The sequence below is a fragment of the Bradyrhizobium sp. USDA 4506 genome (assembly GCF_054058795.1).
In genome coordinates this window covers 7,827,914-7,842,678 of the sequence record NZ_JBSSBM010000002.1, presented here as the reverse complement: position 1 = coordinate 7,842,678, position 14,765 = coordinate 7,827,914, and the positions used below count along the sequence as shown (strand labels likewise).

The window sequence follows — 14,765 nt, the reverse complement described above, 5'->3', positions numbered from 1 at the left end:
CTACTTCGCCTGCTCGAGCTTCGCGGCCTTGGCCGCATCATACCACCAGTTCTCCGGGGCGCCGACACCCGCATATTTCGCCGGCTTCTCCGGATGCCCGAACTGGTCCCAATAGGCGACACGGTGCTTGTTAGAATACCATTGCGGCACCCAATAGCGGCCGGCACGGAAGACGCGATCGAGCGCGCGGCAGGCAAAGGTTAAGTCCGCCCGCGTCTCGGCAGCGATAGCTTTTTCGATCAATGCGTCGATCGCCGGGTTGGCAACGCCCGCCAGATTGTAGGAGCCCTTGGTGGTCGCAGCCTGGGACGAGAAGTAAGGCCTCAGGCTGTCACCCGGCGTCGCCGACATGGATATACGCTGGGTCGTCACCTCAAAATCGAAAGCCTCAACACGCGCACGATACTGCACTGCGTCGATCTGCCTGATGTTGGCATCGATGCCAAGCGGCTTGAGATTCTTGATGAAGCTGGCGTGATGCGGCTGGAAAGTCGGCTCATCTAGCAGGAACTCGATCGTAAGCGGGTCGCCGTTAGGCAATCGCCGCTTGCCATCCTTGACGACGCATCCTGCATCGTTGAGCAACTGCGTCGCCTTTCGCAGCAGTGCGCGGTCCTGTCCCGATCCATCCGACACCGGCGGCACAAAGGGCTCGCCGAACATCTCATCCGGCACTTGGCCGCGGAATGGTTCGAGCAGTTTCAATTCCTCGGGCGAAGGTAGTCCACTAGCCACCATGTCCGAATTCTGGAAAGGCGAGACGCTGCGCGCGTAAGCGTCGTACATGATGGTCTTGTTGGTCCATTCGAAATCGAAGGCATAGATTAGCGCTTCGCGAACGCGCGGGTCTTTGAACTTGTCGAGACGGGTGTTAATGAACCAACCCTGCCCACCGGACGGTGTTTCGTCCGGCAATGTCTCGCGCTTGACCCGCCCGTCCTTGATAGCCGGGAAATCGTACCGCGTCGCCCAGACACGGGACGTGAATTCCTCGCGAAACAGATAATTTTTGCCTGTGAAGCCTTCGAACGCGACATCGCGATCACGGTAGAACTCGTAGCGCACGGTGTCGAAATTGTAACTGCCGCGATTGACCGGCAAGTCGGCTGCCCACCAATCCTTGAGGCGGTTATACTCGACGTAACGATTGACCTCGAACTTGCCGACCATGTACGGCCCGGAGCCCAGCGGGACTTCGAGCGTGGACTCATCAAACTGCCGCTTCGCGTAATAGGCCTTCGAGAAGATCGGCAGACCCGCAACATAAAGCGGCACGTCGCGCGCGCGATTAGGCGCGAAGGTCACGATCACGGTGCCGTCGTCGGGCGCCTCGGCCTTCACGAAATCGCGCAGTTGCACCACGATCAACGGATGCCCCTTCTCCTTCAGCGTATTGAGCGAGAACGCGACATCCTGCGCAGTCAGCTTCGAGCCGTCGTGAAAGCGAGCCTCGGGCCGCATCGTGAAGCGGTAGGTGAGCTTGTCGGGAGAAATCGAGACCGATCTTGCGGCCAGGCCGTACATCGCGTCAGGTTCATCGCCCGCGCGTGCCATCAACGAATCGAAGGTCATCTCCATGCCCTTCGCGCCTTCACCCTTGAGGATGAACGCGTTGAACGAACTGAACGTAAAGAAGGACTGGTTGTAGGCACGGGTCGAAGGGATCATTGAGAACGCCCCGCCCTTCGGCGCCTTCGGATTGACGTAGTCGAAGATCTTGAAATCCGCCGGATATTTCAGGTCGCCGAACACCGACATGCCGTGCATCTCGGTTCCGTTGTCGGCCACCGCCGGCGCAGCACGCAAGCCTGCAGCACTCAACGCACCGATGCCGAGGCCGAGTGCGTGCCGACGGGAGAATAGCGCCATGCGCGAATCCTTGAGTTTTATGAACGCTTGAGCTTGGCCGCCTTGTCGGCGTCGTACCACCAAAGATTTGGGAATCCCGAAACAGCGTATTTCGGCAGCGGGTCGGGATGGCTGAAGCGATCCCAATAGACATAGCGCTGCTTGTCGTAATTGAAGTGTGGAACGCAATAGAAGTTCCAGAGCAAGACCCGATCCAGCGCCTTGGCGGCGGCGATCTGATCGGCGCGGCTGTTGGCGAAGATGATGCGCTCGATGATGGCGTCGACGGCCGGATTCTTGATGCCGGGGAGATTGTTCGAGCCCGGACGATCGGCAGCCTGTGAGCCGAAATTGTCGCGTTGCTCGTTGCCGGGAGAGATCGATTGTCCCCACACCTGGGTGACCATCTCGAAATCGAAATCGCGCACCCGGTTCTGGTACTGCACGGTGTCGACGGCGCGCAGGTTGACGGTGATGCCGAGGCGCTCCAGGCTCGGCTTGTAGAACAGTGCGATCCGCTCCATGCCGGAATCGCCACTGTTGCCGAGGATCTCGACCGTGAACGGCTGGCCTGAGGAATCCACCAGTTTGCGGTCGCGGATCTCGAAGCCGGCTTCCTTCAACAGCCGCGTCGCCTCGCGCAGATTGGCGCGCACGTTTTCCGGCGTGCCGCCGACCGGATCCTTGTAGGGCGCCGTGAAGACTTCCGGCGGCACCTTGTCGCGTAGCGTCTCCAGGATCTCGAGCTCCTTGCCCTCCGGCAGGCCGGTCGCCATCAAATCGGGGATGCCGTCGAAATAGCTTGAATCGCGATGATAGTCGCCGGTCGAAAGCACGCGGTTCATCTCTTCGAAATCGAAAGCATAGTTGAAGGCGCGGCGCAGTCTGGGGTCGGCGAATTTCGGGCGCCTCAGGTTGAACACCCAACCCTGCATCCGGCCTTGATTGCGGACGGTGAAGAGCTCCTTGAGCAGCCGCTTCTCACGCACCGGCGGAACGTCGTAGGCCGACGCCCACTCCTTCGCGCTGCGCTCGCCGTACCAATCGAACTGGTCGGCCTTCAGCGCCTCGCGCGCGACGGTGTCGTCGCGGAAATATTCGTAGCGCAGCTCGTCGAAATTGTTCTGTCCGATCGCGATCGGGATATCCTTGCCCCAGTAGTCCTTGACGCGCTCGAGCACCACCGATCGTCCGGCAACGAACTCCTTGATCCGGTAGGGACCCGAGCCAAGCGGCGGCTCCAGCGTGCTCGCGGTGATGTCACGCTTCTTGCCCTGCGCGTCGGTGCCTTCCCACCAATGCTTGGGCAGGATGACGAGCTGACCGGTGATCATCGGCAGCTCGCGGTTGCCCGGGCTGTCGAAGGTGAACTTGATGTCGCGATCGCCGACCTTCTCGGCCTTTTCGATGTGCCGGTAGTAGGCGCTGAACATCGGGCTGTTCGCCTTCCACGCCTCGAACGAGAAGATCACGTCCTCCGGCGTGACCGGCTTGCCGTCGTGCCAGCGTGAGCCGGGCCGCAGGCGGTAGATCACGTAGGAGAAATCGTCGGGGAAGGCTGCCGCCTCGGCGAGTTCGCCGTAATACGTATCGGGCTCGTCGAGCGAGGCCTCCATCAGCGAATCGTAGATGCGGGTGACGGAAGAGGCGACCGTGCCCTTCAACCCCGCAACGACCAGGTTGAAGCTGTCATAGGTGCCGGGCTGGAACAGCCGCACCACGCCGCCCTTCGGCGCGTCCGGCTTGACGTAGTCGTAGCGCTTGAAGTCGGCGGGGTATTTGATTTCGCCGTAGGTCGAGAGGCCGTGCCGCCATTTCAGCCCGTTGGGGGCTTCGTCGGCGAAGGCCGGCGTGATCGCCGACAGGCCGGGGGTGAGTCCGAGCGCCGGAGCCATTGCCGCCAGTGCGCTGCCTTGAAGGAGGTGTCGTCGGGTGATCGCCAAATTCGGTCTTCCTGCTTGCGGCCCCGCTTACATGGGACCCAATATAAGGCAACGGTTCGACAAATTACGTTGCTTTTTCCTCATGATATTGGTCCGGGAACAATATCGGTGCGGCGAAACGTCCCGATAACAACCCCGCGACAGCGGATTCCCCATGCGAAAACGGCCAGGCAATGCCTGGCCGTTTCATCCGCATGCTTGCGCGAAGCAAATCGTTACTTCGAGGCGGTCGGGAGCGGAGCCGGGTGCTCCGAGTTCGAATTCAGATAGGCGATGATGTCGGCGCGCTCGCTGTCCTTCGGCACGCCGGCAAAGCCCATCGCGGTGCCCGGGATGAAGCCCTTCGGGTTGGTCAGGAACTTGTTGAGGTCGTCGAAGGACCATTCGCCGCCCTTGCCCTTCATCGCGGCCGAGAAATTGAAGCCACGGCCCTCGCCCTTCTTCTCGCCGACGACGCCGAACAGGTTCGGACCGACGCGGTTGGGACCGCCCTTCTCGAAGGTGTGGCAGGCCTGGCACTTCTTGGCGGCCGCCGCGCCCTTCTCGACGGAAGCGGTCTGCAGCAGCTTCTCGATCGGCTCGGATGCGGCCGCAGCGGCCTCGCCGCCACCGCCATGGGACTCTTCCTTCACAGCGATCTCAAAACCCGGCTTCTCCGGCAGCTTCGGCGCGAATTTCGCGCTGGCGGCAAAGCTCATCACCAGGACGACGATGCAGGTGCCGAGAACCGCACCGAGGATTTTGTTGAGTTCGAAGGAGTCCATTTTGGGTCAGGCTCCGGGCCTTGAATGTCGACTTCAGGCCGGGAATACGGCCGCGGGGAAAGACCTGGGAATCGGCCTTATCGCACCGCCCCAAGCAGGGTTGAGATATCGGTTTGCCCGCGCTCTGGCAACCCGTATAAACGCGCCGAATTCAACCTCCTCCCCGGCAATTTCCGCAGGCCGGACGGGCTCCGACACGAATGACCCAACCCCGTACCTTGGTGCTGATTCCGGCCCGCATGGCCGCCACTCGCCTTCCGGGAAAGCCGCTGCTCGAGATCGCCGGCGTGCCGATGATCGTCCATGTGCTGCGGCGGGCCGAGGCGGCGGGCATCGGCCGGGTTGCGGTTGCGACCGACACGGCCGAGATCGCTGCAGCGGTGAAGGCTGCGGGCGGCGAGGTCGTAATGACCCGTCCCGACCATCCGTCCGGCTCGGACCGGATTTATGAAGCGATGACGACCCTCGACCCCGACGGCCATGCCGAGATCGTGGTCAATCTGCAGGGCGATTTCCCGACCATCAGCCCCGAGACCATCCGCAGCGTGATGCCGGCGCTCGACGATCCCGCAGTCGACATCTCGACCCTGGCCTCGCGCATCCATACCGAGGAGGAGGATCAGGCCCCCAGCGTCGTCAAGGCAGTCGGCTCGCCGATCGGGCCGAACCGGTTGCGCGCGCTGTATTTCACCCGCGCCACCGCGCCTTATGGCGACGGGCCGCGCTACCATCATATCGGCCTCTACGCCTACCGCCGCGCCGCGCTGGAGCGGTTCGTGGCGCTGCCGCCCTCGCCGCTGGAGCAGCAGGAAAAGCTCGAGCAACTCCGCGCGCTGGAGGCCGGGATGCGGATCGACGTCACCATCGTCGATACCGTCCCGCGCGGCGTCGACACCCCGGCCGATCTCGAAACCGCCCGCAGAATACTTTCCAAAGCCTGACCGGCTGGTAAAAGGCCACCCATGACCAAGAAGCTGAAAATCGCGTTCCAGGGCGAGCCTGGCGCCAATTCCCATATCGCGATCGTCGAGGCCTATCCCGACGCCGAGCCGATGCCCTGCCCGACCTTCGAGGACGCGCTGGCCGCGATTTCCTCGGGCGAGGCCGATCTCGGCATGATCCCGATCGAGAATTCGGTCGCCGGCCGCGTCGCCGACATCCACCATCTCTTGCCCGCTTCGGGCCTGTTCATCGTCGGCGAATGGTTCTTGCCGATCCGCCACCAGCTGATGGCGATCAAGGGCACCAAGCTCGCCGACATCAAGAGCGTGGAGAGCCATGTCCACGCGCTCGGCCAGTGCCGCCGCGTCATCCGCAAGCTCGGCATCAAGCCGATCGTCGCCGCCGACACCGCCGGCAGCGCCCGCGACATCTCCGAGCGCGGCGACAAGAGCGTGGCGGCGATCGCCTCCCGCCTCGCCGCCGACATCTACGGTCTCGACATTCTCGCCGAGGACATCGAGGACGAGGCCCACAACACCACCCGCTTCGTGGTGCTGGCGCGCGAGGCCAAATGGGCCACGCAGGGTTCGGGGCCGCTGGTCACGACTTTCGTGTTCCGGGTGCGCAATTTGCCCGCCGCGCTGTACAAGGCGCTGGGCGGCTTTGCCACCAACGGCGTCAACATGACCAAGCTCGAAAGCTACATGGTCGACGGCAATTTCTTCGCCACGCAATTCTATGCCGATGTCGACGGTCACCCCGATGAGCGCGGCCTCGCGTTTGCGATCGAGGAATTGAAATTCTTCTCGCGCGAATTCCGCATCGTCGGCGTCTATCCCGGCCATCCGTTCCGCGCGACTTTCAGCGAGACGCAGGATTGACGCAGTCATTCCGGGGCACGCGAAGCGTGAACCCGGAATCTCGAGATTCCGGGTTCGATGCTGCGCATCGCCCCGGAATGACGGGGTCAAGCCGCCGCCGTCTTCGCAAGCCCGAACGCCTCGGCGAGCAGGCTGTACGACTTCTTCCGCGCGGCATGGTCGTAGACCGCTGATATCACCATCAGCTCGTCGGCCTGGGTCGCCGCGATCAGCGGCTCCAGCTTCGTCATCACGGTTGCGGGGCTGCCGACGAAGAGGCGGGCGCGGTTGCGCGCGATCGAGGCGCGCTCGGCGTCGGTGTAGGGATAGGCCTCTGCCTCCTCGACGCTCGGCAGCGGCAGATACTGGCCGCGGTCGCGGCGCAGCCGGTTGAGATCCATCGACAGCGCAAGCCGCTCGGCTCCAGCGTCGGTCTCCGCCGCAACAACCGCAACCGCCAGAATCGCCTGCGGCGTCGCGCGCCAGTTCGACGGCTTGAAATGCGCGCGGTAGTTGGTCATCGCCGCAATTGCGTCGTGAGTGGCAAAATGATGCGCGAATGCAAAGCCCATCCCGACCTGGGCTGCGAGCTCGGCGGAATAGTCGCTCGAGCCGAGCAGCCAGATCGGCGGCAGCGGCGAATCATCCGGCATCGCCACCACATTGTTGTAGGGATGGCCGGGTGGGAAATCGCGCGTCTCCCACAAGGTCAGCTCGTGCAGCCGCTCGAGGAAATCATCGCCTTCGCGGCGATCGAGCCGGCTGCGCAGTGCGTAGGCGGTGGCGCCGTCGGTGCCGGGCGCGCGGCCGAGGCCGAGATCGATGCGGCCGGGAAACAGCGCCTCGAGCATCTTGAAGCGCTCGGCGACGACCAGCGGCGCGTGGTTGGGCAGCATCACGCCGCCGGAGCCGACACGGATATGCGACGTCACCGCCGCGATCTGCCCGATCATCAGATCGGGCGCCGGGCTCGCCACGGAAGCGAGGTTGTGGTGCTCGGCGAGCCAGTAGCGGACGTAGCCAAGGCCATCGACATGGCGTGCCAGGTCGATGCTGTTGCGGAGCGCAACAGCCGGCCTGGTGCCAGTGGTGACGACCGACAGGTCGAGGACGGACAGCGGAATCATGGCCGTCAACCTAGTGTGGCGCCACGAGGCGACAAAGGCCCCGGCCACGCAGACCAGTCCCGCGGCGGAACGCCGGCGCCGGCAGCCGCTGATTTTGGGACGATATACGACGGTTCATTGACGCACCAAGCTACCCACAATCGATTTCGATCTCCAATCACTTGCAGAATCCTTATTATATCAATATTTTCAATATATTCATGCTACCGTCGCGAAACCAACGGGTTGCCCACCAAGCGTCCACGATAGTCAATTTTTGCCGAATCTGCGCCACGAATGGGCAATTTCCCATATCCGATGGGCTGTTTGATTCGACGCGTTTGGCTTATCTTGGGGCCTTCATATCCAGGCCGGATGTCTGCCCTCCAGTTGCGGAGCCTTTGCGTACCATGACCGAGACCATTTCCTCCGTGCCGAACGCACCACGTGCGCCCAAAGCGCCGAAAATCTCCTTCGAGTTCTTCCCGCCGAAGACCGAGGAGATGGAGCGCAATCTCTGGGAGACCATCAATCGCCTGGCGCCGCTGACGCCGAACTTCGTCTCGGTCACCTACGGCGCCGGCGGCTCGACCCGCGAGCGCACCCATTCGACCATCACCCGCATCCTGCGCGAGACCGATCTGCTGCCGGCCGCGCATCTGACCTGCGTCAGCGCCTCGCGCGGCGAGATCGACGACATCGTCGACCGCTATCATGAGGTCGGCGTCCGTCACATCGTCGCGCTGCGCGGCGATCCGCCCGGCGGCATCGGCACGCCCTACTTCACCCATCCGGACGGCTACCAGAGTTCGGCCGAGCTTGTCGCCGGCATCAAGCGGCGCCACGCCGACATCGAGATCTCGGTGTCCGCCTATCCCGAGAAGCATCCGGAAGCGAAGGATTTCGACGCCGACATCGACACGCTGAAGGCCAAGGTCGACGCCGGCGCGACGCGCGCGATCACTCAGGTGTTCTTCGACAACGACCTGTACCACCGCTATGTCGACCGGGTGCGCGCGCGCGGCATCGAGATTCCGATCGTGCCGGGCATCATGCCGATGCACAATTTCAAGCAGGCCCGCAATTTCGTGACGCGCGCCGGCACCAGCGTGCCGGACTGGCTCGCCGAGAAGTTCGAGGGCCTCGACAACGACGCCGAGACCCGCAAGCTGGTTGCCGCCACCGTCGCCGCCGGCCAGGTGCAGAAGCTGTTCAAGCACGGCGTCGACACCTTCCACTTCTACACCATGAACCGCGCGGACCTCGTGTTCGCGATCAGCCACCTGCTCGGCATCCGGCCGAACGGTGCCCAGAAAGCTGCCTGACACATGTCCGTTCCCGTTTCCCCCAAGCGTAACGCTTTGCTCGCGGCTGCCCGCGAGCGCATCCTGGTGCTCGACGGCGCCATGGGCACGATGATCCAGGGCCTGCAGTTCGACGAAGCCGCGTTCCGCGGCGCGCGCTTTGCGGACTTCCACCGCGACATCAAGGGCAACAACGATCTGCTGATCCTGACCCAGCCCGATGCGATCACGGACATCCACGCCGCATATTTGCGCGCCGGTGCCGACATCGTCGCGACCAACACCTTCTCCTCGACCTCGATCGCGCAGGCCGACTACGACATGTCGGACCTCGCCTATGAGCTGAACCTGCAGGGCGCCCGGCTGGCGCGCACCGCCGCCGAGCGGGTGAGCGCCGAGGACGGCAAGCCGCGCTTTGTCGCCGGCGCACTCGGCCCGACCAACCGCACCGCCTCGATCTCGCCCGACGTTTCCAATCCCGGCTATCGCGCGGTGACCTTCGACGATCTGCGCAAGGCCTATGGCGAACAGGCCAAGGGCCTGCTCGACGGCGGCGCCGACCTGCTGCTGGTCGAGACCATCTTCGACACGCTGAACGCCAAGGCGGCGCTGTACGCGATTTCCGAGATCATCGAGGAGCGCGGCATCGACGTGCCCGTGATGATTTCCGGCACCATCACCGACAAGTCCGGCCGCCTGCTCTCCGGCCAGTTGCCGGAGGCGTTCTGGCATTCGGTGCGGCACGCAAGGCCGATCACGATCGGCTTCAACTGCGCGCTCGGCGCCGAGGATCTGCGCGCGCATATCGCCGATATCGGCCGCGTCGCCGACACGCTGGTCTGCGCATATCCTAACGCCGGCCTGCCCAACGAATTCGGCCAGTATGACGAGACGCCGGACTACATGGCGCGGCTGATCGGCGAGTTCGCGGCCGCCGGCCTCGTCAACATCGTCGGCGGCTGCTGCGGCACCACGCCCGACCATATCGCCGCGATCGCCAAGGCCGTCGCCCCGCACAAGCCGCGCGTGGTGCCCGAGATCGCACCGCGGCTCAGGCTCTCCGGCCTCGAGCCGTTCACGCTGACCGACGCCATCCCGTTCGTGAATGTCGGCGAGCGCACCAACGTCACCGGCTCCGCACGCTTCCGCAAGCTGATCACCGCCGGCGATTACACCGCCGCGCTGCAGGTCGCGCGCGACCAGGTCGAGAACGGCGCCCAGGTCATCGACGTCAACATGGACGAGGGCCTGCTCGATTCCGAAGCGGCGATGGTGACGTTCCTCAACCTCGTCGCCGCCGAGCCCGACATCGCGCGCGTGCCCGTGATGGTCGATTCCTCGAAATTCCACGTCATCGAGGCCGGCCTGAAATGCATCCAGGGCAAGCCGATCGTGAACTCGATCTCGCTCAAGGAAGGCGAGGAGAAGTTCATCCATGAGGCGACCGTCGCCAAGCGCCACGGCGCCGCCGTGGTGGTGATGGCGTTCGACGAGACCGGCCAGGCCGACACGTTCAAGCGCAAGACCGAGATCAGCAAGCGCGCCTACGACATCCTGGTCGGCCGGCTCGACTTCCCGCCCGAGGACATCATCTTCGATCCGAATATTTTTGCGATCGCGACCGGCCTCGAGGAGCACAACAATTACGGCGTCGACTTCATCGAAGCGACGCGCTGGATCCGGGCGAACCTGCCGGGCGCCCACATCTCCGGCGGCGTCTCCAACCTGTCGTTCTCGTTCCGCGGCAACGAGCCGGTGCGAGAGGCGATGCACTCGGTGTTCCTGTATCACGCGATCCATGCCGGCATGGACATGGGCATCGTCAATGCCGGGCAGATGATCGTCTATGACGACATCGACCCCGAGCTGCGCCAGACCTGCGAGGACGTGATCCTCAACCGCGATCCCGGCGCCTCCGAGCGGCTCCTGGCGCTGGCCGAGAAATTCCGCGGCAAGGAGAAGCAGACCAAGGAGCAAGATCTCGCCTGGCGCGAATGGCCGGTCGAGAAGCGGCTGTCCCACGCGTTGGTGCACGGCATCACCGAGTTCATCGAGCAGGATACCGAGGCCGCCCGCCAGAACGCGTCCCGTCCGCTCGACGTCATCGAGGGGCCGCTGATGGCCGGCATGAACGTGGTCGGCGACCTGTTCGGCGACGGCAAGATGTTCCTGCCGCAGGTCGTGAAGTCGGCCCGCGTGATGAAGCAGGCGGTCGCCTATCTGATGCCGTTCATGGAGGAGGAGAAGGCGCGCAACCTCGCCAACGGCATCACCGGCGGCCGCAACGCCGCGGGCAAGATCGTGCTCGCGACGGTGAAGGGCGACGTCCACGACATCGGCAAGAACATCGTCGGCATCGTGCTCCAGTGCAACAATTTCGAGGTCATCGACCTCGGCGTCATGGTGCCCGCCAACAAGATCATCGAGACCGCGAAGGCCGAGGGCGCCGACATCATCGGCCTGTCCGGCCTGATCACGCCCTCGCTCGACGAGATGAGCTTCCTCGCCGGCGAGCTGCAACGGCAGGGCATGAATCTGCCGCTTTTGATCGGCGGCGCCACCACGAGCCGCGTGCACACCGCCGTGAAGATCGACCCGAACTATCCGGGCGGCCCGGTCGTGCATGTCAACGATGCGAGCCGCGCGGTCGGCGTCGCTTCCTCGCTGCTGTCGGCCGAGAAGAAGCAGGCCTACGCCGCCGAGGTGCGGGCCGAATACGCAAAAATCTCGACGGCGCATTTCCGCGCCCAGGCCGACAAGAAGCGGCTGAAGCTTGGCGAGGCCCGCGCCAACAAGGTCGCGATCGACTTCGCCGCGGCGCCGCCGAAGAAGCCGGCTTTCTTCGGCCTGAAGAGCTTCGACGCCTACGATCTTGCCGAGCTCGCCGACTACATCGACTGGACGCCGTTCTTCCAGACCTGGGAGCTGACCGGCCGCTTCCCGGCGATCCTCGACGACCCCAAGGTCGGCGAGGTCGCCCGCTCGCTCTATGCCGACGCGCGCAAGATGCTGGACACCATCATTAAGGAGAAGTGGTTCACCGCCCGCGCCACCGTCGGCTTCTGGCCGGCGAACGCCGTCGGCGACGACATCGAGGTCTATGCCGACGAGACGCGGAAGCAGAAGATCGCGACCTTCCACACGCTGCGCCAGCAGCTCGAGAAGCGCGAGGGCCGCTTCAACGCCGCGCTGTCCGATTTCATCGCGCCGAAGGAAACCGGCATCGCCGACTATATCGGCGGCTTCGTCGTCACCGCGGGGATCGGCGAGGATGCGGTCGCCGACCGCTTCAAGAACGCCAATGACGACTACTCCTCGATCCTGTGCAAGGCGCTGGCCGATCGCCTGGCGGAGGCCTTCGCCGAGCGCATGCACCAGCGCGTGCGCAAGGAGTTCTGGGCCTATGCGCCCGACGAGGCGTGGTCGGCGGACGAACTGATCCTCGAGAAATATGACGGCATCCGCCCCGCGCCCGGCTATCCGGCGCAGCCCGACCACACCGAGAAACGGACGCTGTTCGCGCTGCTCGACGCCGAGAACACCGCCGGCGTGAAGCTGACCGAGAGCTTTGCGATGTGGCCGGGCTCGTCGGTCTCGGGCCTGTACTTCTCGCATCCCGAAAGCTTCTACTTCGGCGTCGGCAAGATCGAGCGCGACCAGGTCGAGGATTACGCCGCGCGTAAGGCCATGACGGTCGCCGAGATCGAGCGCTGGCTGGCGCCGGTCTTGAACTACATCCCCGCGCAGGACGGCGCCAAGGGACCGGCGATCGCGCCCGCCGCGACGCCCGCCAACGACGCGGAGCTGGCCTCGCATCCGCAGGGCTGCACCTGCGCCGTGCATCTCGCCTGGCGCAAGAAGAAGGTGGGGGCTGGGTAGGCCTCCTCGACACGTGTCATCGCCGGGGTTGACCCGGCGATCCATCTTCAAAAACACTTCTGAAGATTGATGGATGCCCGGGTCAAGCCCGGGCATGACGTATTGGAGTGCCGTAGCCCGGATGCAGCGAAGCGTAATCCGGGATAGACTGCGACGGAACGACGGACCGGCCCCGGATTTCGCTTGCGCTTCATCCGGGCTACGGGTCTGGATAGACCTTTCTTCCCTTCTCCCCTTGTGGGAGAAGGTGTCGCGGACAAAGTCCGCGACGGATGAGGGGTCTCTATCCCCGGAGACAGACCCCTCACCCGTCCGCGATGCCTTGCATCGCGTCCACCCTCTCCCACAAGGGGAGAGGGGAAGAAATGCGGGGTGCACTCCATGCAGTTCTTCTCGTTCTGGCGCTCGCTGGCGAGCTTTCGGGTGCGGGTCGCGCTCAACCTCAAGGGCGTCGCCGCCGACGTCGTCTTCGTCGATCTCGATGCGGACGCGCATCGCACTGATGCCTACCGCAAGATCAATCCGCAGATGGCGCTGCCGGCGCTGGTGACCGACGACGGCACGGTGCTGTTCCAGTCGCTCGCGATCATCGACTGGCTCGACGAGACTTTTCCGACGCCGCCGCTGCTGCCGGCGGATGCGCTCGGCCGCGCCCGGGTGCGCGGGCTGGCGCTGATCGTCGCCTGCGAGGGCCATCCGCTGCTGACGCCGCGGGTGCGGCGCTATCTCGACCGCGAGCTCGATCTGCGCGACAGCCAGCAGAACGCGTGGCGGCGGCACTGGACGGTCGAGACGCTGGCGGCGCTCGAGGGGCACCTCGCCGGCCACAAGGCGACCGGCCGGTTCTGTCACGGCGATGCACCCACCCTTGCCGACATCTGCCTGGTCGGCCATGTCACGGCGGCGATCAACCAGCAGATCAGCCTGTCGCCCTGGCCGACCGTGAAGCGCATCCACGAGACCGCCATGGCGCTGCCGGAATTCGCCAAGGCGCATCCGTCCGCGCAGCCGGATACGCCGGAAGCGATGCGGGCGAAGTAGTTTGCGGACGCGCTGCAAAGGACGGGCAGAGGCGCAAACGTGTGCGCGGTTCTCTCTCGACCGTCGTCCCGGCGAAGGCCGGGAGGTGGATTCACATTCGAAGTGCAACACTTGAGCAAAGGACTCGGCAGGCGTGCGGTAGTCAAGGCATTTGCGCGGGGTGTTGTTGTAGGCGGCGATGAACTGGCGGAATCTGGCGGTCGAGAGGGTTACGAGATCCGTCTTGCGGGGAATAAAGCGGCGCATCCTGCCGATGGCGTTCTCGATGCCACCCTTCTGCCAGGGGGCATGGGGATCGCAGAAGAAGGTCGCGATCGAGAGGCGGTGCAGCGCCAGGTGACCGGCGAACTCGGTGCCGTTGTCGAAGGTAACGCTCTGGCGCAGCTCTTGTGGAAGGGGCGCGAAGAAGCCCACGAGATGGCGGGCGACACCGCGCGCGACCTTGCTGGCAAGGCGGATGCCGAGCAGCAGCCGCGAGGTGCGCTCGTGCACGGCCAGCACGGCCTGACCGTATTTCGAGAACATCATCAGGTCGGCCTCCCAGTGTCCGGGCACGCTGCGGTCGGCCGCTTCGAGCGGCCGATTTGCCAAGGGTACACGGCCTTCGATGAAGCTTGCGGGGCTGCCGCCCCGCTTGCCGCGGCAGCCGCGCTTGCTCTTGGCGCGCGGCAGATAGCGCCGCCAGTTGAAGTCCGTGGTGCGCCTGAGTTGGCCATAGATGAAGCGGTAGATGGTCTCGTGGGAGATCACCTTGCGCCCGCACTCGCGGGCCAGCCGGCCAGCGACCTGCTCGGGCGACCAGCCGCGGCGAAGGCGTTGCAACACCGCGCGGCGCAGGCCGGGCTCCCGTTCGAGGCGTCCGCCCGTCCAGCGCCGCGCTCGCATCTGGTGCTGGGCATAGCTCGGCTTGTAGCCGACCTGGCTCCCCCGATTGCGCCTCAGTTCCCGAGAGATCGTTGATGGCGAGCGATCCAGAGCTGCCGCGATTTGCCGGACCGAGCTGCCATTGGCCGATAGGCAGGCAATCTCGCATCGGTCGTCCAGAGAGAGCTGCTTGTAAGTCCGCCCCATGGCAACA

Annotated in this window: 9 protein-coding genes and 1 pseudogene; 5 read left to right on the top strand and 5 right to left on the bottom strand. The window is 64.5% G+C overall.

Annotated elements, in window-relative coordinates; genetic code table 11:
- The 3 genes from ACVIHF_RS39005 to ACVIHF_RS38995 all read right to left on the bottom strand — a co-directional run bounded on the left by ACVIHF_RS39005 (position 1) and on the right by ACVIHF_RS38995 (position 4,555).
- Positions 1 to 1,869: an extracellular solute-binding protein gene (locus ACVIHF_RS39005; protein ID WP_310882067.1), complete on the bottom strand. Its 1,869-nt coding sequence runs from the start codon at positions 1,867 to 1,869 to the stop codon at positions 1 to 3.
- 17 nt (positions 1,870 to 1,886) lie between these two features.
- Positions 1,887 to 3,743, bottom strand: a complete 1,857-nt coding sequence (locus tag ACVIHF_RS39000) for an extracellular solute-binding protein (protein WP_253625059.1) — start codon at positions 3,741 to 3,743, stop codon at positions 1,887 to 1,889.
- A gap of 263 nt (positions 3,744 to 4,006) precedes the next feature.
- A complete protein-coding gene (locus tag ACVIHF_RS38995) occupies positions 4,007 to 4,555 on the bottom strand; it encodes a c-type cytochrome (RefSeq protein ID WP_028342300.1) in 549 nt (182 codons plus the stop codon).
- A 200-nt stretch (positions 4,556 to 4,755) separates the two neighbouring features.
- On the opposite strand from ACVIHF_RS38995, the gene ACVIHF_RS38990 reads away from it, so the two are divergent.
- Together ACVIHF_RS38990 and ACVIHF_RS38985 are read left to right on the top strand one after the other, a co-directional pair.
- Positions 4,756 to 5,496 carry a 3-deoxy-manno-octulosonate cytidylyltransferase gene (locus ACVIHF_RS38990; protein ID WP_229190896.1) on the top strand — a complete coding sequence of 247 codons (741 nt, stop codon included), beginning with the start codon at positions 4,756 to 4,758 and terminating at the stop codon, positions 5,494 to 5,496.
- A 21-nt stretch (positions 5,497 to 5,517) separates the two neighbouring features.
- Positions 5,518 to 6,378, top strand: a complete 861-nt coding sequence (locus ACVIHF_RS38985) for a prephenate dehydratase (RefSeq protein ID WP_076824865.1) — start codon at positions 5,518 to 5,520, stop codon at positions 6,376 to 6,378.
- A gap of 86 nt (positions 6,379 to 6,464) precedes the next feature.
- Here the strand turns inward: ACVIHF_RS38985 and ACVIHF_RS38980 are convergent, their stop codons facing one another.
- Positions 6,465 to 7,484, bottom strand: a complete 1,020-nt coding sequence (locus ACVIHF_RS38980) for an LLM class flavin-dependent oxidoreductase (protein ID WP_310882022.1) — start codon at positions 7,482 to 7,484, stop codon at positions 6,465 to 6,467.
- A gap of 389 nt (positions 7,485 to 7,873) precedes the next feature.
- On the opposite strand from ACVIHF_RS38980, the gene metF reads away from it, so the two are divergent.
- The 3 genes from metF to maiA all read left to right on the top strand — a co-directional run bounded on the left by metF (position 7,874) and on the right by maiA (position 13,687).
- Positions 7,874 to 8,788 carry a methylenetetrahydrofolate reductase [NAD(P)H] gene (gene metF, locus ACVIHF_RS38975; protein WP_016840922.1) on the top strand — a complete coding sequence of 305 codons (915 nt, stop codon included), beginning with the start codon at positions 7,874 to 7,876 and terminating at the stop codon, positions 8,786 to 8,788.
- A 3-nt stretch (positions 8,789 to 8,791) separates the two neighbouring features.
- A complete protein-coding gene (gene metH / locus ACVIHF_RS38970) occupies positions 8,792 to 12,646 on the top strand; it encodes a methionine synthase (protein ID WP_456793597.1) in 3,855 nt (1,284 codons plus the stop codon).
- A gap of 381 nt (positions 12,647 to 13,027) precedes the next feature.
- On the top strand, positions 13,028 to 13,687 hold the full coding sequence (gene maiA / locus ACVIHF_RS38965; RefSeq protein ID WP_253604724.1) for a maleylacetoacetate isomerase: 660 nt from the start codon (positions 13,028 to 13,030) through the stop codon (positions 13,685 to 13,687).
- Between the two features lie 84 nt (positions 13,688 to 13,771).
- On the opposite strand, the pseudogene ACVIHF_RS38960 reads toward maiA, so the two are convergent.
- Positions 13,772 to 14,758 (bottom strand): annotated as a pseudogene (locus tag ACVIHF_RS38960) (IS30 family transposase); the annotation flags it as partial.
- Between the last annotated feature and the right edge of the window lie 7 nt (positions 14,759 to 14,765).